This is a genomic window from Deltaproteobacteria bacterium (assembly GCA_016874775.1).
Classification (GTDB): domain Bacteria; phylum Desulfobacterota; class Binatia; order Bin18; family Bin18; genus VGTJ01.
Genome location: VGTJ01000125.1, coordinates 1 through 19510, shown reverse-complemented (window position 1 = coordinate 19510; position 19510 = coordinate 1). Strand labels below are relative to the sequence as shown.

The 19510-nt window shown below is 52.1% G+C and carries 17 protein-coding genes; 14 read left to right on the top strand and 3 right to left on the bottom strand.

Annotated features, from left to right (window positions below; genetic code table 11):
- Nucleotides 1-339: 339 nt before the first annotated feature.
- Together FJ147_19500 and FJ147_19495 are read right to left on the bottom strand one after the other, a co-directional pair.
- On the bottom strand, nt 340-2004 hold the full coding sequence (locus tag FJ147_19500) for a hypothetical protein (GenBank protein ID MBM4258065.1): 1665 nt from the start codon (nt 2002-2004) through the stop codon (nt 340-342).
- Nucleotides 2005-2097: 93 nt separating this feature from the next.
- Nucleotides 2098-3105: a serine protease gene (locus tag FJ147_19495; GenBank protein ID MBM4258064.1), complete on the bottom strand. Its 1008-nt coding sequence runs from the start codon at nt 3103-3105 to the stop codon at nt 2098-2100.
- A 273-nt stretch (nt 3106-3378) separates the two neighbouring features.
- Here FJ147_19495 and FJ147_19490 point away from each other — a divergent pair, with 273 nt between their 5' ends.
- The 4 genes from FJ147_19490 to FJ147_19475 all read left to right on the top strand — a co-directional run bounded on the left by FJ147_19490 (nt 3379) and on the right by FJ147_19475 (nt 7795).
- Nucleotides 3379-3819: a hypothetical protein gene (locus FJ147_19490; protein MBM4258063.1), complete on the top strand. Its 441-nt coding sequence runs from the start codon at nt 3379-3381 to the stop codon at nt 3817-3819.
- A gap of 115 nt (nt 3820-3934) precedes the next feature.
- Entirely contained in the window at nt 3935-4729 is a 795-nt protein-coding gene (locus FJ147_19485; protein ID MBM4258062.1) for an alpha/beta fold hydrolase, read from the top strand.
- A 185-nt stretch (nt 4730-4914) separates the two neighbouring features.
- Nucleotides 4915-6822 (top strand): redoxin domain-containing protein, encoded by a 1908-nt coding sequence (locus FJ147_19480; GenBank protein ID MBM4258061.1) that lies wholly within the window; start codon nt 4915-4917, stop codon nt 6820-6822.
- A complete protein-coding gene (locus FJ147_19475) occupies nt 6749-7795 on the top strand; it encodes an MBL fold metallo-hydrolase (GenBank protein MBM4258060.1) in 1047 nt (348 codons plus the stop codon). The genes FJ147_19480 and FJ147_19475 overlap by 74 nt, the downstream gene beginning before the upstream one ends.
- A 119-nt stretch (nt 7796-7914) precedes the next feature.
- Here FJ147_19475 and FJ147_19470 read toward each other — a convergent pair whose 3' ends face one another.
- Entirely contained in the window at nt 7915-10143 is a 2229-nt protein-coding gene (locus FJ147_19470; protein MBM4258059.1) for an NADP-dependent isocitrate dehydrogenase, read from the bottom strand.
- A 231-nt stretch (nt 10144-10374) separates the two neighbouring features.
- On the opposite strand from FJ147_19470, the gene FJ147_19465 reads away from it, so the two are divergent.
- The 10 genes from FJ147_19465 to FJ147_19420 all read left to right on the top strand — a co-directional run bounded on the left by FJ147_19465 (nt 10375) and on the right by FJ147_19420 (nt 19166).
- Complete coding sequence (locus tag FJ147_19465) at nt 10375-11484, top strand: hypothetical protein (GenBank protein ID MBM4258058.1); 1110 nt, start codon at nt 10375-10377, stop codon at nt 11482-11484.
- Between the two features lie 105 nt (nt 11485-11589).
- Nucleotides 11590-12381, top strand: coding sequence for a glucose 1-dehydrogenase (locus FJ147_19460; protein ID MBM4258057.1), 792 nt, complete (start codon nt 11590-11592; stop codon nt 12379-12381).
- A 100-nt stretch (nt 12382-12481) separates the two neighbouring features.
- Complete coding sequence (locus FJ147_19455; GenBank protein ID MBM4258056.1) at nt 12482-12850, top strand: four helix bundle protein; 369 nt, start codon at nt 12482-12484, stop codon at nt 12848-12850.
- A gap of 113 nt (nt 12851-12963) precedes the next feature.
- Entirely contained in the window at nt 12964-14367 is a 1404-nt protein-coding gene (locus FJ147_19450; protein MBM4258055.1) for a 3-hydroxy-3-methylglutaryl CoA synthase, read from the top strand.
- Between the two features lie 255 nt (nt 14368-14622).
- Nucleotides 14623-15765, top strand: a complete 1143-nt coding sequence (locus FJ147_19445; GenBank protein MBM4258054.1) for an acetyl-CoA acetyltransferase — start codon at nt 14623-14625, stop codon at nt 15763-15765.
- Between the two features lie 54 nt (nt 15766-15819).
- Complete coding sequence (locus FJ147_19440; protein ID MBM4258053.1) at nt 15820-16047, top strand: hypothetical protein; 228 nt, start codon at nt 15820-15822, stop codon at nt 16045-16047.
- A 6-nt stretch (nt 16048-16053) separates the two neighbouring features.
- On the top strand, nt 16054-16482 hold the full coding sequence (locus FJ147_19435; GenBank protein ID MBM4258052.1) for a hypothetical protein: 429 nt from the start codon (nt 16054-16056) through the stop codon (nt 16480-16482).
- A gap of 356 nt (nt 16483-16838) precedes the next feature.
- On the top strand, nt 16839-17972 hold the full coding sequence (locus FJ147_19430) for an acyl-CoA dehydrogenase (protein MBM4258051.1): 1134 nt from the start codon (nt 16839-16841) through the stop codon (nt 17970-17972).
- Nucleotides 17973-18101: 129 nt separating this feature from the next.
- Nucleotides 18102-18581 (top strand): MaoC family dehydratase, encoded by a 480-nt coding sequence (locus FJ147_19425; GenBank protein ID MBM4258050.1) that lies wholly within the window; start codon nt 18102-18104, stop codon nt 18579-18581.
- Nucleotides 18582-18731: 150 nt separating this feature from the next.
- On the top strand, nt 18732-19166 hold the full coding sequence (locus FJ147_19420) for a dihydroxy-acid dehydratase (GenBank protein ID MBM4258049.1): 435 nt from the start codon (nt 18732-18734) through the stop codon (nt 19164-19166).
- The last annotated feature ends 344 nt before the right edge of the window (nt 19167-19510 follow it).

The following is a 19510-nucleotide window of genomic DNA, read 5'->3' as shown; positions in this document are numbered from 1 at the left end:
AGGCCTACAGGTCTCCGACGATGAGTTTCAAGCGCTCAATATCAAACCCGGTAAGTTTCATGGCGATTGGAACTATACGCTTCTTCCTCGCTCTTAATCGGTAACTTAATTCTTGCCCATGCCTTAGGGTCGCGTGCGCTGTGCACACGATGCGCTCGTCTGCTCCGATTCCCGCGCGCATGGCGCACGCGACGGTCTCTCTGGTGGAAACCCCAAAGGTACCAATCTTGTGTGGTTTGATTCAGGAGCTAGAGGTTTGGGACTTGTTTATAAGAAAGGCTATAGGCTTCAGGCTGCTATAGCCTGAAGCCTTATTCTACTGACTACTGTCTACTTTTTTCAGCGTTTTTTTCCTCCCGACTTCACTGAGGCCTGAATGTATTTGCGGGTGACTGGGGAAAGGTCATCTGGGCTGACTATCGCTTCGATAATAACAAACGACGGAATTTTTCCTGCCTCGGTAAGTGCATCGCGCAGTTCGCCAACAGTTTCGACTCGGATGCCTACTCCACCCCACGCTTCAGCCATTTTCGCGTATGGCCACGAGGGAAGATTGAGTAAGTCTTGCCGTTCTGTCACAGGACGGAAGATGCCCCAGCCGGAGTTGTTCATAACGATGACAATGGGATTGAGGCCGTAGCGCGGCGCATGGCAAATTTCTGGTCCGGTCATTTGAAACGCGCCATCGCCACACAACACGATCGGACGATCTCCAATCCCAATCTGCGCTCCTAAAGCACCAGGGATACCGAATCCCATTGAGGCATAGTACCCCTGCGCCAAGTAGATGCCGCGTTGGTCGACTTTAATATCAAGTCCAGCAAACAACATGTCGCCAGCTTCAGCGACGACCATGTAGCCTTTGCGACCATGGAGGAATGTATTGACTTCCCATAGCATATCAGCGACTTGAATTGAGCGTTGTTCTCCACGAGGTTGAGGTGCAAGATTGTCACAGTACGTCACTTTCTCACGATGCTGCTTGAGAGGAGCCTTGAGCAGTCCTTTGATGTAGTCACGAACGGTGACATCGGTATACGAGTGATAGCTGATGTCGACTTTGTTCTGCACCGCCCAGATCGATTTCTCTTTCGGCAATTGTGGCAAGCGAGAACCCAAATTCATGTCGGTCAAAAGCGTTCCGAGGTTAATCACAAGGTCGGCGTCATCGATGCGTTTGCGAATTGGGGGGGGAGAGATGGGGCCGATATTGACGCCCATATATTGCGGGTGGTCCATAGGAAAAGCGCCTTTAGCGAGGACAGTCGTCATACAGGGGGCGCCCATTTTCTCGACTAGGGCCACGATCTCTTTCTGGAGTTTGAAGCGAAAAGTTTCAATGCCGACAATGATGGCCGGTTTCCGGGCATGATTAAACCGTTCCGTGGTTTCACGCACTGCTTCTTCGACTTTGCGTGCATCCGAGTGAGCGAAATCCAATTTTCCGTCCCATTCCAAAATATGGCGGGGGATCTCAATCTCTCGGTCCACCATATCTTGATGGATTTCGATGTACCCAGGTTGGTGATGGAGCCAGGTTTGACGAACGACTTCATCGATGTCTGTCGCGGCAGTACGGGGATCGGCGATGATCTTAGCCGCGCACGTGATCTCCTGGAAAATGTGATATTGTGACTCAATTTCTTTCGCCTGGTGGTGAATCAAAACACCGAGTTTCCGTTTCTCCTCGCCGGGCCCACCACTGATAACGAGGACGGGCACTCGCTCGGAAAATGACCCTGCTACAGTATTGACGACGTTATGGCCACCAGCACCGTATGTGACACACAGGACCCCTAATTTGCCAGTTGCCCGAGCGTAGCCGTCCACAGCAAATCCAGCCCCAGGTTCGTGTGAGAAGGTAAGGATTTCCATCCCCCGAGGTTTCCCGAATTTCATGAACAGTTGGATGACCAGATCGCCAGGGATGCCAAACAGGTGGGTCACACCAACTTTACGCAGATAGGCGACAAGATAGTCGCCGACTTTCATGTGCGATTTCATAGATACATACCCCCTGCGGGTATTCTAGCAAATTTCACCCCAAGGGCATGTATGAGACTGAGAGAACGGTATTAAGAAGGGCGGAAGAAAGGCCTAACCAAAGAACTGTTCGACACTACCAGAGATCACTGCGATGTCACGCACAGAATTATTACGAAAAACACGGAAAAGAATCGTTTCACCTGCGCGTTTGCTCCACAAGTAGTCGTAGAATTTTCGCCGATCGGCGACTTCCTGGTTATCAACGGCGAGCACGACATCGCCAGCCTTGAGACCCGCTTTATCACCTGGTCCACCAGGAAGTAATCCTGCAATGACCAGATGATCACGTAACGTATATGAATACATGCCGATCCAGGAGCGGGACGGTTGCGAGACTCGCCGCCCATACTTCAACAATTCATCTCTGTGTTGGGTAAAATTTTCTACCGGAATAGCGAGAGAAAATCTGCCAACTTCATTGAGGTTGAGATAGGTAATGCCGACCATGCGGCCATTCATGTCGAACATCGGACCGCCACCAGGGCCAGGGTTCATCGCCGTGCAGACTAAGGCGCGATCGGTAGCATATTCCCAGTATGCATCAAAAGGGGCGACTGAGGTCAGAGCGCCACCGTTGACCCGTCGTCCACTGTCTTCACCTGAGCTGGCAACCAGAAAGACATCGTCCCCCGGATGCAATTCACTTGACGAACGTAAGGGAACGTAAGGAATTCCTTTTGCTGCGACCTTGAGCACTGCCGTGCCAGAGGCAAAATCTTGTGCGGTCACTTCTGCATCATATTGGGTGTTATCGAGGAGTGTGACTTGTAATGTCGTCGCGCCGATAACGATATAATTCACTGTGAGGATATACCCATCAGAGGAAATGACGGTGCCAGAACCCATTCTTTCGCTTCCAAGGAGCATGGCAGACGGGTGTTGCTGCGGCACAGTGGCATGAATGCTGACTGTGGCTGGGAGCACTTGTTCAATAAGCTTGACCGAGGCGTTCACTATTTCCCCCTTAACGGGTGAAGATGGTGCAAAGCTAAAGACTTGTCTGAACGAAAGCAACCCCAGGAGTCGATTTTGATCTGTGGGGTGGCACTTGCATGACATGTGCCAGGGTGTATAGCCGTAGACAGGTAGATAGATTGAAGGATTTTCTTGACTTTTTTTCGAGAGAGACCAGTCGCACCCTTGAGGCAACGATCGTTCTGTCAGTTTTTTGCCACATGCCGTCGTAAATTTGCCGCTTTTGTCAAAATGATCTGCTTCGGTGTCAAAGCGAGTTTTTTCATAAAGATAAAAAACCTCTTATTTGATAGCGAGATAGCAGCACTTTTGTTCGTGCGTGTCTCATTGCTATGAAGCAAGACGCAGGAAAAAACTTTGGCCTTGTTATTGCTCTTAGTCAGCAACAGGTTCGCGTTGGGGGTAAGAAAGTCAATTATGACAGAACCCGATCGTATGAATATTCGTTGGACTGAATTTTTGACACTAGACCAAGTTTTTTCAGACCGTCTTTTGGTTGACCATGCATCTGAAGAGCTGTCCCTACAATGGGCAGTGTTCATGGATGGACTGCAGCAGTACTGCACTTTAGCAGAGAACGAGGTTGGGCGTAATTCTGAAGAGTTCATCCAAGAAGAATCTTGGATGCTAGTTGAAGAGGATGAAGCCTGGCCGTTCTCCTTTACCCATCTGTGTGAAACGTTTGGTTTGCAGGCCTCATCGGTACGCGCGTCCTTGACGGCCTGGAAGAATGCGCAGATTGCTCCCTCTTCTGACGACACAAAAAAGAAACCCTTCCGTGGCCTTCCTCAAATATAGCAATTTGTTCTTTTTCCCGCAGAGCAGGTAGCGATTTCTCCTCCTTTTTCGCTACCTGCTGTCCCTTTCTTGGCAGCTCCATGCGAATCTTATAGGCTTCCAGTGGGAGGGAGCTATGGATACAACAATTGACGGTGTACGACTGCATTATGCCCTTGAGGGACAAGGGTCAGACCTCATTTTGATTCACGGGCTTGGTGGTAGCTTACACGATTGGGATGCTATTACGCCCGTTGTGGCAAAACATCACCGTGTCTTGCGTTGGGATGTGCGCGGCTTTGGCGAGTCTGATAAGCCCGCTGGCCCCTATTCTCCGCAACTCTTTGCCCGAGATCTTGCTGGCCTGTGTCGCGCCGTCGGGATCTCGAATGCCCACGTCGCTGGCATTTCTATGGGTGGTGTCATTGCCCAGCGGTTTGTGCTCGATTTCCCTGACCTGGTACGGTCCCTCACGCTGATGAGCACTTCTAGTGAGGTTGGCGAGCAGGCGCAAAAAGGGTGGCTGAAGCTGGCCGATAATGTCGAGCAGCGAGGGTTCTCTACGAATCCTGAGGCGGCGGCGCGTGCGTTTTCTCCAGGCTTTGCCAAAGCGAACGCGAACCAACTGGCAGTGATGGCTGAACGAACTGCGAAGAATACCCCACATGCCTATGCTGCCGCAGCCCGTGCGGTTGGGACATATAATTGGACGACTGAGCTGGGTCGCATTGACGTACCAACGTTGATTCTGCAAGGTTTGGAGGATGTCCTCACGCCTCCTGGCGGTTCGGTCAAGCTCAGCCGAGGGATCTCCCGTTCTCGGCTGCTGATGATACCTGAATGCGGTCACGGCATGACGATGGAGAAGCCAGAAGTCGTGACGAACGCGTTGCTCGCTTTCGTTGCTGGCTTGGAATTGCGCCAGCCATAATCAGCGTGCGCGCAGAACAACAGCGAGGAGTCATGCTATTGCAATCCCAGACGTGGTGGAGGATCGCTCCGATCCTTCTTGCCTCGCTTCTTAGTGTAGCTGCTGTAGTCATTGTGACGACAAAACGAGAGCCGCGACTGGCCGTGCCAGACTCCCGCATGACACAGACGCAGAAAGGACAGGCTATGGCCCGCAAACCCATTCATGCACCCGAATTAGAGGGCGGAGTTGCTTGGCTGAACACCGACCATCCCATCACCCTGACCAGTTTGCGAGGCAAGATTGTTCTCCTCGATTTCTGGACCTATTGCTGCATCAACTGCATGCATGTCATTCCTGACCTGAAAAAACTTGAAGCGAAGTATACAAACCAACTAGTTGTGATAGGCGTGCATTCGGCGAAATTCCCCAATGAAGGCGAGTCCGACAACATTCGCCAGGCGATTTTGCGCTATGAAATCGAGCATCCTGTGGTCAATGATCGGGATTTTCAGATTTGGCGACGCTATGGACCACGTTCATGGCCGACGCTGGTCATGATTGATCCCCTTGGTTACGTGTTGGGTGGTATCTCGGGGGAAGGCCATTACGACAAGCTCGATGATCTCATTGGCCGACTGATCATGGAGCATCGTGCGCGTGGCACCCTGAACGAAGAACCTCTCAAGCTGACCTTAGAGAAGTCGCGCTTTGCTACGCCGGTCCTTTCATTCCCTGGAAAAGTGTTGGCTGACGCGAACGACGATCGTTTGTTTATCGCCGACTCAAATCACAACCGGATTGTTATTGCGACGAAAGCGGGAAAAGTGATCGATGTTGCTGGCGCCGGTGAAATCGGTGCCGCAGATGGCGGCTTTGCTGAGGCGACCTTCAATCATCCACAAGGGATGGCTCTTGATGGTGGCGTGCTCTATGTCGCGGATACCGAGAATCACCTGCTCCGGCGGTTGAATTTGAAAGCACGAACAGTGACGACGATTGCTGGTACTGGGGTGCAAGCTTTGGGGCGGTACGAGCGTGGTGCGGCGCGACAGGTGGCACTCAGCTCGCCGTGGGACCTAACGCTGGAAAAAGGGATTCTCTACATCGCTATGGCTGGGCCACATCAGATCTGGGCGATGAACCTGCAACACGAGGAGATTGGGCCCTATGCCGGGTCGAGTCACGAAGATCGGATTGATGGCCCTCTGATGGAAGCTGCGCTTGCCCAGCCGAGTGGTATCACGTCTGATGGCACGAACCTGTTCGTTGCAGATTCTGAGGTGAGCGCGATTCGTTCGGTCAGCCTCAATCCGCGCGGTCATGTGGCCACGGTCGTTGGGCTTGCCCTCTTCGAGTTTGGCGATGTCGATGGACAAGGAGAGATGGTGCGGTTGCAGCACCCTCTCGGAGTTGAGTACTACAATGGCATTGTGTATGTCGCTGACACGTATAATCACAAGATCAAAGCGATTGGACCACAGTTGCAAACCTCGGTGACCTTTCTCGGCACGGGGAAGCCCGGACTGCGTGATGGAGAGCTGCCGCAATTCTATGAGCCTGCTGGTCTCAGTATCGCTGATGGCAAAATGTACATTGCCGATACGAACAACCACGTGATTCGTGTTGCTGATCTTCGTACCAAGCAGGTGACGACTCTTCAACTTACGGGTCTCACTGAGAGTGCTGGAGGTGCTGTTGCCGACATCTGGCCTAATCTCGAAGAAGTTCACGTCCAAGCATACACCGTACGCAGTGGCCAAAGTCGCTTAACCCTCGACATTGAGATTCCAGCGCCGTACAAGCTCAATCCAGGTTCACCGCTGGAGTATCGTGTCGATATTCAGACGGCTGCGCAACAACCGAAGAAACGCACGACGGTCAAAGATGGGCAATTCCCGCTGCAGATCCCTCTTACGCTGAGCGAAGGGAAAACTGAGATTCGCGCCTCAGTGAGTTTTGTCTATTGCCGTGACGGTGAGGAAGGAGTTTGCATTATCAAATCTGTCCGCTGGACGATTCCGGTCACAGCAACCAAAGATGGTAAAGAAGAGTTGCGCGTTTCTCATCCGTTGGTTCCGTTGCAGTTCGAGAACCAGGATCGATCACTATAAGCAAGAGCAGTCTATGAACAACTGGATCACTCCCGAAAACTATAAAACCGGCATCGAAGAAGTTGCGCCCAAGGTCTATGCCTATGTGCAAGCCGTTGGCGAACTCGGTGTGAGTAATGCCGGATTGTTACTCGATAAAGACGGAGCGATGGCAGTTGATGCCTTGATGGTGCCGTCGATGACCCGCCGGTTTCTCGCTGCCATCAAAAAAGTCACCAAGAAACCTGTCACTCGCCTTGTGAATACCCATCATCATATTGATCATGTCGGTGGCAACTCCTTCTTTGGTGAAGCAGAGATTGTCAGTCATACCTTCTGCCGTGAAGAGCTGGTGCGCACCGGGTTACCGGTTGAATCTCTCCAGAAACGGATTCCTCGTTTTGCTGCAGAGTTCCCGAAGGTCAAACTGGCAGTGCCAGAGGTGACGTTTGAAGACCGCATGGTCTTCCATCAAGCTGGGCGCGATGTTGAATTGCGACATCTTGGGCCAGCCCACACCTTTGGTGATGCGTTTGTCATCTTGCCAAAAGACAAAGTGCTGTTTGCTGGTGATCTCGCTTTCTACTATGTGACTCCGTTGGCTTTCCAAGGACATGTCGGTAACTGGATTAAGGTTGCCGACCGCATTCTGCAAATGGATGTCGAGACTATTGTCCCCGGACACGGTCCAATTGGCGGGAAAAAAGAACTGCGGGAGATGCGTACATACTTGGCGTTGATCCGACGGGAAGCCAAGAAACGTTTTGATGCGGGAATGACCGCAGAGCAAGCTGCACGCGATGTGAAGTTAGGAGTGTACGCACGCTGGCGTGAACCCGAGCGCATTCTGCCCAACATCATGCGGCTCTATCAAGAGTTCCGTAACGAACTTGATAAACCTATCGACGTCATTGCGACGTTTGACGGCATGCGCAAGCTCCGTGCGGAATGGCATGGTCACAATGCAGACGAAGTTGACACATGCTGTGCGTAATGGATATTGGACGATCGAGCGATCGTGTCATCGGGTCATTGAAGAAAACATTTCTTTGTTCTTTCTTTCAATAACCCAATGGCTCGATGACTCAATGTCTCAATAAGAACCTGCCTCGACTATGCAATCGCATCGATGATCGCGTTCAACGTCGGGCTTGGGCGCATTGCTTTGGCAGCCTTGGCATCATCGGGATGATAGTAGCCACCGAGGTCAACTGGCTTGCCTTGTGCGGCGAGCAATTCGGCATCGATTTTTGCTACATTATCACCGAGATCTTTCGCAATCTTCTTGAACCGTTCGGCTAATTTGGGGTCTTGCGTCTGCGCAGCCAACGCTTCCGCCCAGTAGAGCGCGAGGTAGAAATGGCTGCCACGATTATCGATCTCGCCGACCTTTCGCGCTGGGGATTTGTTGCTCTCCAGGAACTTCGCGTTGGCTTGATCCAACGTATCTGCTAGAAGCTTGGCAATCGGATTGTTCCCCGCTTTTGCCAGATGTTCCAATGATGCGGCTAGCGCGAGGAATTCGCCAAGCGAGTCCCAACGCAGATAACCTTCTTCTTGGAGTTGTTGCACGTGCTTTGGTGCTGATCCGCCCGCACCAGTTTCGAACAGCCCGCCACCATTCAGCAACGGAACGATTGAGAGCATCTTGGCGCTGGTGCCGATTTCAAGAATTGGGAAGAGGTCGGTGAGATAATCACGCAACACGTTACCGGTCACAGAGATCGTGTCCTTGCCTTCCTTGATACGCTCCAAGGAGAAACGCGTCGCCTCGGCTGGCGACATGATATGGATTTCGAGGCCGCTCGTATCATGCTTTGGCAGGTAGGCATTCACTTTCTTGATCAGCTCAGCATCGTGGGCGCGATCCTTATTGAGCCAGAATACCGCCGGCGCTCCGGTTGCCCGCGAGCGATTCACTGCGAGTTTTACCCAATCTTGAATTGGTGCATCTTTTACCTGGCACGCCCTCCAGATGTCACCTTCTTCAACCTTGCTTTCCAATAATGTCTTGCCGGAGGCATCGACAATGCGAATCGTGCCATTCCCTGGTGCTTTGAAGGTCTTGTCATGCGAGCCGTATTCTTCTGCGGCCTGTGCCATCAAGCCAACGTTGGGCACGCTGCCCATCGTCTTCGGGTCGAACGCGCCTTGCTTCTTACAGAACTCGACGACTTCGTTGTAGACCGGCGCATAGCAAGCATCGGGAATCACGATATTACAGTCCTGCATCTTGCCATCAGGAGTGTACATCTTACCGGAATCGCGAACGACCGGGGGGATGGAGGCGTCAATGATGATGTCACTTGGCACGTGTAGGTTCGTGATGCCTCTATCGGAGTTCACCATCGCCATGGGTGGCCGTTTCTTGTAGACCTCTTGAATGTCAGCTTCGATTGCCTTGCGTTGAGTCTCTGGAAGCGCTGAGATCTTGGCATACAGGTCACCGATACCGTTGTCTGGATCAACCCCTAACTTCTTGAGTGTCTCGGCGTGCTTCTCGAATACATCCTTGTAATAGACAGTGACCGCATGACCAAAGATCTTCGGATCAGATTCCTTCATCATGGTGGCCTTCAGGTGTAATGAGAACAGGATGCCCTGTTTCTTGGATTCTTCGATCTGCTCTTCAAGGAACTTACGGAGGGCGTTCTTGCTCATAAAGGTAGCATCAAGCACTTCACCAGCCTGCAACGATAACTTTGGCTTGAGCACCGTGACCTTGCCGTCTTGCCCGACGAATTCAATTCGTGCTTCGGTCGCTGCGGGCAGGGTGACGGATTTTTCATTCGAGCGGAAATCGCCGCCTTTCATGTGAGAGACATGAGTCTTGGAGTCCGCTGACCAGGGGCCCATCTTATGTGGATGCTTGCGAGCATAGGCTTTCACAGAGAGTGGTGCGCGGCGGTCAGAGTTGCCTTCGCGCAGCACCGGATTGACGGCGCTTCCTTTGACCTTGTCATAGCGTGTCTTGATCTCTCGTTCCTTGTCGGTCTTAGGGTCTTCTGGATATTCAGGGAGTTTGTAGCCCTGGCTTTGCAGTTCTTTGATCGTTGCCTTTAACTGAGGAATGGAAGCACTGATGTTCGGCAGTTTGATGATGTTCGCTTCGGGCGTCTGGGCCATTTCGCCGAGTTCTGCCAACGCATCGTGTTGTCGCTGTTGTGGGGTCAGATCTTCCGGAAACGCAGCGATCACACGTCCCGCGAGAGAAATGTCCCGCAAGTCCACAGTGACACCTGCCGCTTTGGAAAAGGCGTTGATGATTGGCAGGAACGAATAAGTGGCTAACATCGGAGCTTCATCGGTCTTCGTGTAGATAATCTTGTCTGCTTTTGCCATGCTTCTCCCCTCTCGAGTAACTGGTATAGTTCAGCACGTTCAACGCCGAACTCAAAAGTTGCGCGGATTATAACCAGGTTGCGCTCAGACGCCTAGGGGATAGACGAGTGGCTGTCAAGGGAAACCTAAGAGAGTAGCCAGTAGCCAGCATGGTAAGAGGGTTTGATTCTTCCTCTACTGACTACTGGATGCTGACTACTGACTACTTTCCCCAGGGCTCATTGCAAAGTCATGGACAAGCGGGTACAGAGTGAGGAAATTTCCGCTGCTGAGGAAAGCACTTATTGTATGCGCGCCAGTCCCCATGCACGGCTGTTGCCGTTACTGCTCTTTCTCGTTGCGAGCTGTCATCAAGATATTCAAGAGGTTACGCTCAAAACGCCACTTACGGGTGTGAATGACAAGTTCTTTGACGTGAAAGCGCTTTCGCCGGAGAAGGCAATCGTCATCGGTTATAGTGGGAAGATCTTGATGACGACAGACGGTGGAAGAACGTGGAAGTCCAAACCCAGCGGGACGGAACTTGCTCTGTATAGTATACAGTTTGTTGACGCACAGAATGGCTGGATCAGCGGGCAAGATGGTCTTATTCTCCACACGGCTGATGGGGGCGAAAGCTGGCAGAAGCAAGAGACCGGAGTGCCGGTTCCACTCTTTGCCTTGTGGTTTGCCGACAAAGATCGCGGCTGGGCGGTTGGTCAGCAAGCAACATATGTGCGCACGATCGATGGTGGTGCGACCTGGCAGGAAGGGCGAATTGAGGTATCCCTGGAAGGCGTGAGTGACGATGCAACCTTGGCGATGACAGATCCCACGCTCTTTGATGTTCACTTTGTTGGCGACAAAACTGGTTGGATGGTCGGAGAGTTTGGCAAGATCTATCAATCGACCGATGGTGGTGTGAATTGGGTTGAACAGCAAAACACCTTGCTCGGACAAGCTGGGTTCACTGATGCCCTGAATCTGCCGACCTGGTTCGGGGTACGTTTCCGGAGTGCGACAGAAGGAATTGTAGTCGGGTTGGAAGGGAGAATCGCTAAAACCACCGATGCTGGAAAGACCTGGGCCTTTACTGGACTCGAACTCGGCAAATCCTCAACTGACCAACTCTTTGCTCCGCGATGGGTTGGCACTGGCGATGGTTGGATTGTTGGCGCCGCTGGCCGCGTGTTACGGCTGAACAACGGCGAATGGCAGCCCGCATCACTTGGGGTGCGCTCAGTCACATGGCTTCGTTCGATTGATTTCTTTGATGAGAATAATGGTTGGATTGTCGGTGGCTATGGGACAATATTGCGGACCTCTGATGGTGGCAAGACCTGGCTGCCGAGTATGGGATAGCGAAGAGAGGAACGAGTAATGAGTAACAAGTAATGAGTGAGAAATGTTTTTCCTTATTACTCATCATTTTTCACTCATTATTGTTTTGTGACGAAGGAACAAAAGATGCCTGATGCATTCGATATTAGTGGAAGGGTAACTATTGTCACCGGCGGTGGTACCGGAATTGGGGCCGATATTGCCAGTGAGTTTTGCCAACGTGGTGCGAAAGTGCTGGTGACCAGCCGTACGATGGATCACCTTGGCCCGGTTGCTGAGGGGATTCGTAAAGCTGGTGGCACGATTGAAGCGATGGTCTGTGATGTGCGGCAGAATGATCAAGTCGAAGCCGTGGTGAAGAAAGCGGTGGATTTGTGGGGTCGTATTGACGTGCTGATCAACAATGCAGGCGCTAGTTTCGTTGCCCATGCGCATGACATTTCTCCCAATGGCTTCGCGACAATTGTCGCGATCAACTTGAATGGCACGTTTAATTTCTCGCGCGCGGCTGCCAAAGTAATGATGGAAAAAAAGACTGGCGGCAATATCATCAACATTTCTTCTGACTCCGGGGTCGGAGGGGCTGCGAGCATGAGCCACTATGGTGCAGCCAAAGCAGGGATCATCAATCTCACGCGTTCACTGGCAATTGAATGGGCACCATACAATATTCGTGTGAATTGTATTTCTCCTGGTCCCATTGAGACACCAGGAGTGATGGAAGTGTTGTGGCCAACCAAGGAGTTACAGGATAAAGCCACTGGTGCGACTGCACTCAAACGGTTTGGCACAGGGCGTGAGGTCGCCTGGCCATGTGTGTTTTTTGCGTCTGACGCGGCAAGTTATATTAGCGGGGCCAACTTGCAAGTTGATGGATGTGCCACGAGTGCTGGGATTCCGTGGAGTAAACTGAATTAGTGAAGGCAAGTCTCGGGCAAGTCAAAGGTAAGTCTCGGGCAAGTCAAAACAAGTCTCAAAAAAGTCACGAACAAGTTGAAAACGGGTCTGGGGACACAAAGTGGCAACGATAGGGCGCTTTGAGGACGTGCAAGCGTGGCAAAAAGCTCGGGAGCTTGTACGAGAAGTATACAAATTGCGCTCTGAAGGACCATTGAGTCGGGATTTTGGGCTGAGAGATCAACTTTGTCGTGCGGCTGTTTCCTCTATGAGCAATGTCGCCGAAGGATTTGCCAGAACCAGTGATAAAGATTTCGCGCATTTCCTCGACGTGGCGCGAGGCTCTGCGATGGAAGTGCAATCGCTTCTCTACGTTGCACTTGACGTCGGATATATTGAGAAGAATGATTTTGAACGACTGTACCAATTAGGACATGAGACCTCTCTCCTCATTGGGAGTTTCGTCTCCTATTTAAGGTGTCGTTCTTAACTTCTACTCTATCTTAGACTTGTCCGGGACTTATTGGAGATTTGTCCGAGACTGGTTCGAGACTCGATTGGAGACTGGCTTGGGACTGCTTGAGACATTCTAGGAGGTAGCAAATGGCAGGTATCGTTTCCTTTGGTACGTATGTTCCTAACTATCGCCTCCCGCGTGAGATCATGGCGAAAGAGTGGGGGATTCCTTCGCTTGGTGGAGAGCGTACGGTTGCGAATTTTGATGAAGATAGTTTGACGTTAGCAGTGAATGCTGCGGTTGATGCGTTTGGTAGCCGTGATCCCAAATCGCTGGCTGGAGTCTTCTTTGCGTCAACTACGTCTCCGTATCGTGAGAAACAAGCAGCGGTGACAGTAGCGACAGTCTTAGAAGCAAGTGAAGAGATCCGCACGATCGATTTTACCGATTCGTTGCGGGCTGGTACGTCCGCGTTGCTGACCGCGCTGGACCTCGTCACACCTGGGAAAAATATCCTGGTCTGTGCCGGTGACTCGCGTATGGGCGAACCCGATTCGCAACAGGAGCAAACGTTCGGTGATGCCGGTGGTGCGATTTTGGTTGGTACTGAGAACGTCATTGCTGAAGTGGTCGGTACCTACACCATCAGCCAAGAATTTCTTGGTACCTGGCGTACCGAAGAGCAGGATTACTTGAAGTCGTTCCCAGGTGGCTTCGAAACTAAATTTGGTTACAACCGCTTCATTGCCGCTTCGGTCCAAGGTGTACTGAAAAAGTGCAACCTGACGGCAAAAGATCTCGCCAATGCTGCAATCGCCGCACCGAGTCAGCGAGTACTGCAATCGGTGTTGAAAGGTCTCGGCTTGGATGCCAAGTCGCAAGTACAAGATACCTTCTGGAATACCATTGGTGATGCTGGGACAGCGCAACCGCTGGTGTTGTTAGCTGCAGTGCTCGAACGTGCCAAACCTGGTGACCTCATTCTGGCGGTTGGCTATGGTGACGGCGGTGATGCCGCAGTCTTCCGAGTCACTGACGCAATTGCCGGATTTAAGGCGGTCCGTAGTGTCTATTCGCAGATCGAGATCAAACGTACCTTACCATCGTACGGAAAATACGCGCGCTTCCGGAAGTTGATGAAGAAAGATTACACGACCACGGACGTGTCCACGCCGGTCGTGTTGTTGCGCGATCAGAAAGAAATTCTGCCACTGCATGGTGGTAAGTGTCCGAAGTGTGGCACCATCCAATTCCCGATTCATCGTATTTGTATCGAATGTGGCTACCGTGATGGGTTACAAGAGGTGAAGTTACCACGCAAAGGATCGGTTTTTACTTTCACGCATGATTATCTGACCGAGACCCCAGATCCACCGACAACCCACGTTGTGGTTGATCTCGATGGTGGCGGTCGCGTCTATGTCCAACTCACCGATTGCGAACCCGAACGGGTGCAAGTCGGGATGCCGCTGGAATTGACGTTTCGCAAGTATCATGAAGGCTATGGGCTGAAGAATTATTTTTGGAAAGCACGACCGGTGAATAAGTAGAAAAGGAAAGTTGTCAGTTATCAGTGGTCAGTTTTCAGTTGACGTTACTCTGGTCATTTCTTTCACTCGTTCTCATTGCCCGAATGTTCCCTCTCCCTGGCAGGGAGAGGGCTAGGGTGAGGGTCGAGGGCTGGGATTAAGGGTAAACGCAATCGTAAAGTGCTCTCAGGCAAGAACGCCTCTTGTCTGAGTATGCTGAAAGCTGATAGCTAATAACTAAGAGCTACTCAACCCTCAAAACAAGGAGGCCGAGAAATGAATATTCGCGATAAAGTGGCAGTGATTGGAGCTGGCTGCAGTAAATTCGGCGAAAACTATGACATGAGCGCCGAGGACATGATTGTCTCTGCGGCTTATGATGCGTACACCGATGCCAAGATTGATCCCAGCCAGATTCAAGCCGCCTGGGTTGGGACGCTCAGCTCAGCTAATGCTGGTAACGCGCTGGCTGATCCATTGAAGCTGTTCAATATTCCCATCACCCGTGTCGAGAACTACTGTGCGTCAGGTATGGACGCCTTCCGCAACGCCTGCATGGCAGTTGCCTCTGGTATGTATGACATCGTGCTCGCGCTCGGTTTTGAAAAGTTGCGTGACTCCGGCCAGCGTGGTCTTGGCACATTCGGCAACCATCCAGTCGTTGGCTACGGCACGACGGCTCCGTCACTGTTCGCCATGGCCGCCAACCGTTATTTCTCAACCTATGGCATCGACAAACGCGCGCTTGCCAAAGTGGCGATGAAGAATCATCACAACGGCACCATGAGCCCCAAAGCCCACTTCCAGATGGAAGTTACTGAAGATCAGGTGGTCGGCGCACCACTAATCTGTAGCCCACTCGGTTTGTTCGATTGCTGCCCGACCACTGACGGCGCAGCCGCAGTCATCATTTGCAAATCTGAGCTTGCGAAGTCATTCCGTCCTGATCCAGTGCTCGTAAAGGGCGTTGGCTTGGCTGTCACATCTGGTGAGCCATATCTGAAACCCGGATTTGCCTACACTGGCTTCCCGGCGACGACACAAGCTGCGCAGTCGGCGTATGAGCAAGCTGGTGTGACCGTGAAGGACATCGACTTGGTGGAATGCCACGATTGCTTCACCATCACTGAAATTCTCAACATCGAAGACCTCGGCATTGCCAAGAAAGGTGAAGGCTGGAGATACGTCGAAGAAGGCCGCGCTGCCATTGGTGGCGAGATTCCCGTCAATCCTTCCGGTGGTCTGAAGTCATTCGGTCACCCGATCGGCGCTACCGGCATCCGCATGATCTACGAAGTGTCACAGCACTTGTGGAACAAAGCTGGCGCACGGCAAGTGAAGAATGCCGAAGTTGGTCTAGCGCACAACCTTGGTGGTCCGGGGTCGGTTGGGTGTGTGACGATTTTGGCGAATAAGTAAGAGTCAGCGGTCAGCTTTTAGCGGTCAGCAGAAAGCCAGTAAGAGAGGGTGGGCATGTCACATGTCCACCCTTTTTTATTGCTTGCTATAGGAGTGAATCCCGCTGGATTTACGGAGTCGATCTTCGTCATGCCAGCGAAGGCTGGCATCCAGGAGCATGCAGCACTGGTTTGTGGTTTAGCTTCCTGGATTCCGGGTCTCGCTACGCTCGCCCGGAATGACGTAGCGACACGTTCGTCATTCCAGCGCAAGCTGGAATCAGGAGCTTACAACAGAGTCTGAATCACCATGTCAACGCCAACATCCACACAATTAACACTTGGTGAACTCTTCGCTCAACTCGAAGCCGCTGTCCGCGCTGGTGACCGCGCTGGCGCGATGCAACTCGAACAAACAATCCTGCAACGCCTGGCTAGCGACGCGGCGGACCGTGCCAACCTGGAACGTCGTCTTCGCGCGTTGATGGCAGAGCTGGATCAACCGACTACCAAGGCTGAGATTAAGAGCCTGGACCCGTTTGATCTTGAACGCGGCGGCCTCGAACCCGATGCTGATGGTGTGGTCTATCCGGTGTGGTTTGGTACCAATCGTAAGCCAACAGCTCAGGGAGATGGTTTCACTGAACCTGAAGACATCCAAGCCTGTCTCCTTCTTGCTCATCGTGCAATGACAGGAGAGCACGTGTATGAGCGGATCATGGTTGTAAAAGCACCATGAAGTTTCTCCTCGACGTGTGTTCATCGTCTCACTCGCTACGTGCCCTCCTGACTGGATTGGAGCATGATGTTCTTTCAGCAGAAGGGCGAAGATACGACGTGACAGAATACTCAATACGTTGAGTATTTTTACTCAGTGCGCTGAGTAAAAATCCACGCTCTGAACCTTCCGAGATTCTGAGACTCGCGCTACTCACCCGGAATGAAATCTACTTGTCTCGTAAAATGCAGGCTGTCACTGATAAAAACGGCCTCTCAGCCCCTTGTCTGTTCCTGAGGGACGCGTTATGAGCCTGGGTGGTCAGATTTTGCTGAAAGCTGAGAGCTGAGCGCTGGCAGCTTTCCCGAGAGGTACCCATGGACTTTGGATTTAGCGAAGAACAGGAGCTGCTGCGGAAATCCGCGGCTGATTTTTTGACGAAGGAATGCCCAATTTCCTATGTCCGTCAGATGATGGAAGATGATCGTGGCTATGCTGACGAACTGTGGAATAAAATGGCCGAGTTGGGCTGGACTGGGCTGATCTATCCAGAAGAATATGGCGGTTCTGGTCTGTCGATTGTTGATTTAGTTGTTGTCCTGGAAGAGATGGGTAAAACTTCTTTGCCTGGGCCGTTTTTCTCTTCGGCCTGTTTAGGTGGGCTAGCGATTCTCGAAGCTGGCAGTGCGGAGCAGAAGCAGAAGTATCTCCCTGACATTGCGGCAGGAAAGAGCAAAGCGACACTGGCCTTTCTCGAAGAGAATGCCCGCTGGGATGACCAAGGGATCAATCTCAAGGCGCGCAAGGGCAAGAAGAACTATAGCCTTTCTGGCGTCAAACTCTTTGTGCCAGATGCGCATGTGGCTGATACGATCGTGTGTGCTATCCGCACGTCCGAGGGGATTACCTTGTTTGCCATTGATCGTCAGCAAGCAGGGGTGAGCACCCGGCTGCTTAAGACCATGGACCAGACACGCAAGTTGTGTGAAGTCACATTCGATAAAGTCACTCTTGGTCCAGAGTCGGTACTGGGTGCCGCTGGCCAAGGGGGAGAGGCCCTGAAACGTATCATTGATCGCAGCAAAGTCGCGCTGTGTGCTGAGATGTGCGGCGGCGCACAAAAAGTGCTCGACATGACCGTCGAGTACGCCAAGATTCGTGAGCAGTTCGGTCGTCCTATCGGCTCGTTCCAGGCGATTCAACACAAATGCGCCAACATGCTCGTACAGGTTGAAAGTGCCAAATCTGCCACCTATTACGCAGCGTGGGCGGTTTCGAATAATATCCCGGAAGCTCCGCTAGCTGCGGCGATGGCCAAGGCGTATTGCAGTGACGCCTTTCGGCAAGTCACGGCAGAAGGCATCCAGGTGCATGGCGGCATCGGCTTTACCTGGGAACACGACATCCACATCTATTTCAAACGTGCCAAGGGTTCGGAGGTCACGTTTGGTGATGCGACGTGGAATCGTGAGTTAGTGGCGCAGCATACTTTGGATGCGCCTGCGGCGTAGCGGCAAAATAAGTAGCTAGTAGCCAGTAGTCAGTAGTCAGTATCCAGCATGAGGAGAGACTAGAGGCTGGAGACTAGAGACTAGTCCCATCCCCACCAGTCTCTAGTTTCCAATCCTACTGACTACTGAATGCTGACTACTTCAGGAGGAAACATGGCAGACAAAAACGATATTGGCAGAGTCGGCAAACCGGTAGTGATGAAAATCGAAGCCGGCAAGGTTCGTGAATTTGCCAAGGCAATTAAGGATCGCAACCCAATTTACCTCGATGAAGCTGTGGCCAAGCAAGAGGTTGGCGGTATTATGCCACCGCCGACATTCTTGATGACACTTGCCCTGTGGGATGACGGGGATGGACAGCCGCGTGTGCAACTAGACACTCGGCGGATTCTCCATGGCGAGCAGGAGTTCGAGTACTTCAAACCGATTTATGTCGGTGACACCCTCACGGCAGTGACGAAAGTCGCCAATATCTTTGAGAAAACCGGCGGACGTGGTGGGACGATGACTTTCGTGGTGATGGATACTGACTTCACTAATCAAAAAGGTGAAAAGGTCGCGGTGGTACACTTTACGGTGATCGAGACTGGGCAAGCGGTTGCGAGCTAGAGCAATTTACCGTTGCGCTCACTCTCAATCCTCGCTTACGACCCTCACCTTAGCCCTCTCCCTGCCAGGGAGAGGGAATGTCGAGCGTGAAGCAAGCGAGAGATACGACTCAGGCAAATCCAACGAGAATTTGCTTTAAGGAGAAACATTGTGGCACGGACGAAACTTTACTTTGAAGATGTAAAAGAAGGCGATGAGCTTCCGCCGTTCACCGTCGAGAACCTCACCCGTGGTGACTTCGTCAAGTATGCTGGCGCCTCAGGCGATTTTACGCCACTGCATTATGACCAGACCTTTGTCGAGTCGGCAGGTATCCCGACAGTCTTTGCCATGGGGATGTTGAACGCTGGTATTCTGAGCCGCTTAGTTGCTGATTATGCCGGGCTCGAGAATCTGCGTAAGTATAAAGTCCGCTTTGCCACGCGCGTCTGGCCGGGCGATTCCATTACTTGCAAAGGCAAAGTCACCAAGAAAGCGATCGAGAATGGTGAGAAAATTATCGAAGGGGAAGTGGCTGCCCTGACGCAAAAAGGGGAGGTCGCTATTCAGGGGAGTTTCCGGGCTGCGCTGCCATCGCGGAACTAGAAGACATCGGAGAGACCGAAGAAGAATGGGCGGTTAAAGAATGGGAGGTTCCGATTCTCCCTGTCTCCGCTTCTTAGGTTCCTTGCTAGAAACTACGCTGCTAGTTGAGCCGGTCGCCGATTGACCGCTTCGCGGCGTCGTTTACGAACCGGTCGAGAGAGTGGGTTCTGACGCCACCGTTTTAACCCGAGTCGCATGTACTCTGCGTTAAGTCCTAAGAGAGTGTTTTGAAAAAGGGATTGGTAAGCTTGAGGGATGAATACACTGCCGCGAGTTTATCCAACGGACCTGACCATGACCGAATGGACACAATTGAAGAGCTTCTTTCCCCCGGCCTCTCGCCG

Bases quoted from the DNA above. Each gene is read 5' to 3' on its own strand.
- FJ147_19465 (MBM4258058.1), top strand. From the start codon at position 10,375: ATGGACAAGCGGGTACAGAGTGAGGAAATTTCCGCTGCTGAGGAAAGC.
- FJ147_19425 (MBM4258050.1), top strand. From the start codon at position 18,102: ATGCTGACTACTTCAGGAGGAAACATGGCAGACAAAAACGATATTGGC.
- FJ147_19495 (MBM4258064.1), bottom strand. From the start codon at position 3,105: ATGTCATGCAAGTGCCACCCCACAGATCAAAATCGACTCCTGGGGTTG.
- FJ147_19480 (MBM4258061.1), top strand. From the start codon at position 4,915: ATGGCCCGCAAACCCATTCATGCACCCGAATTAGAGGGCGGAGTTGCT.
- FJ147_19450 (MBM4258055.1), top strand. From the start codon at position 12,964: ATGGCAGGTATCGTTTCCTTTGGTACGTATGTTCCTAACTATCGCCTC.
- FJ147_19460 (MBM4258057.1), top strand. From the start codon at position 11,590: ATGCCTGATGCATTCGATATTAGTGGAAGGGTAACTATTGTCACCGGC.
- FJ147_19440 (MBM4258053.1), top strand. From the start codon at position 15,820: ATGTCACATGTCCACCCTTTTTTATTGCTTGCTATAGGAGTGAATCCC.
- FJ147_19430 (MBM4258051.1), top strand. From the start codon at position 16,839: ATGGACTTTGGATTTAGCGAAGAACAGGAGCTGCTGCGGAAATCCGCG.
- FJ147_19445 (MBM4258054.1), top strand. From the start codon at position 14,623: ATGAATATTCGCGATAAAGTGGCAGTGATTGGAGCTGGCTGCAGTAAA.
- FJ147_19500 (MBM4258065.1), bottom strand. From the start codon at position 2,004: ATGAAATCGCACATGAAAGTCGGCGACTATCTTGTCGCCTATCTGCGT.
- FJ147_19435 (MBM4258052.1), top strand. From the start codon at position 16,054: ATGTCAACGCCAACATCCACACAATTAACACTTGGTGAACTCTTCGCT.
- FJ147_19475 (MBM4258060.1), top strand. From the start codon at position 6,749: ATGGTAAAGAAGAGTTGCGCGTTTCTCATCCGTTGGTTCCGTTGCAGT.
- FJ147_19470 (MBM4258059.1), bottom strand. From the start codon at position 10,143: ATGGCAAAAGCAGACAAGATTATCTACACGAAGACCGATGAAGCTCCG.
- FJ147_19485 (MBM4258062.1), top strand. From the start codon at position 3,935: ATGGATACAACAATTGACGGTGTACGACTGCATTATGCCCTTGAGGGA.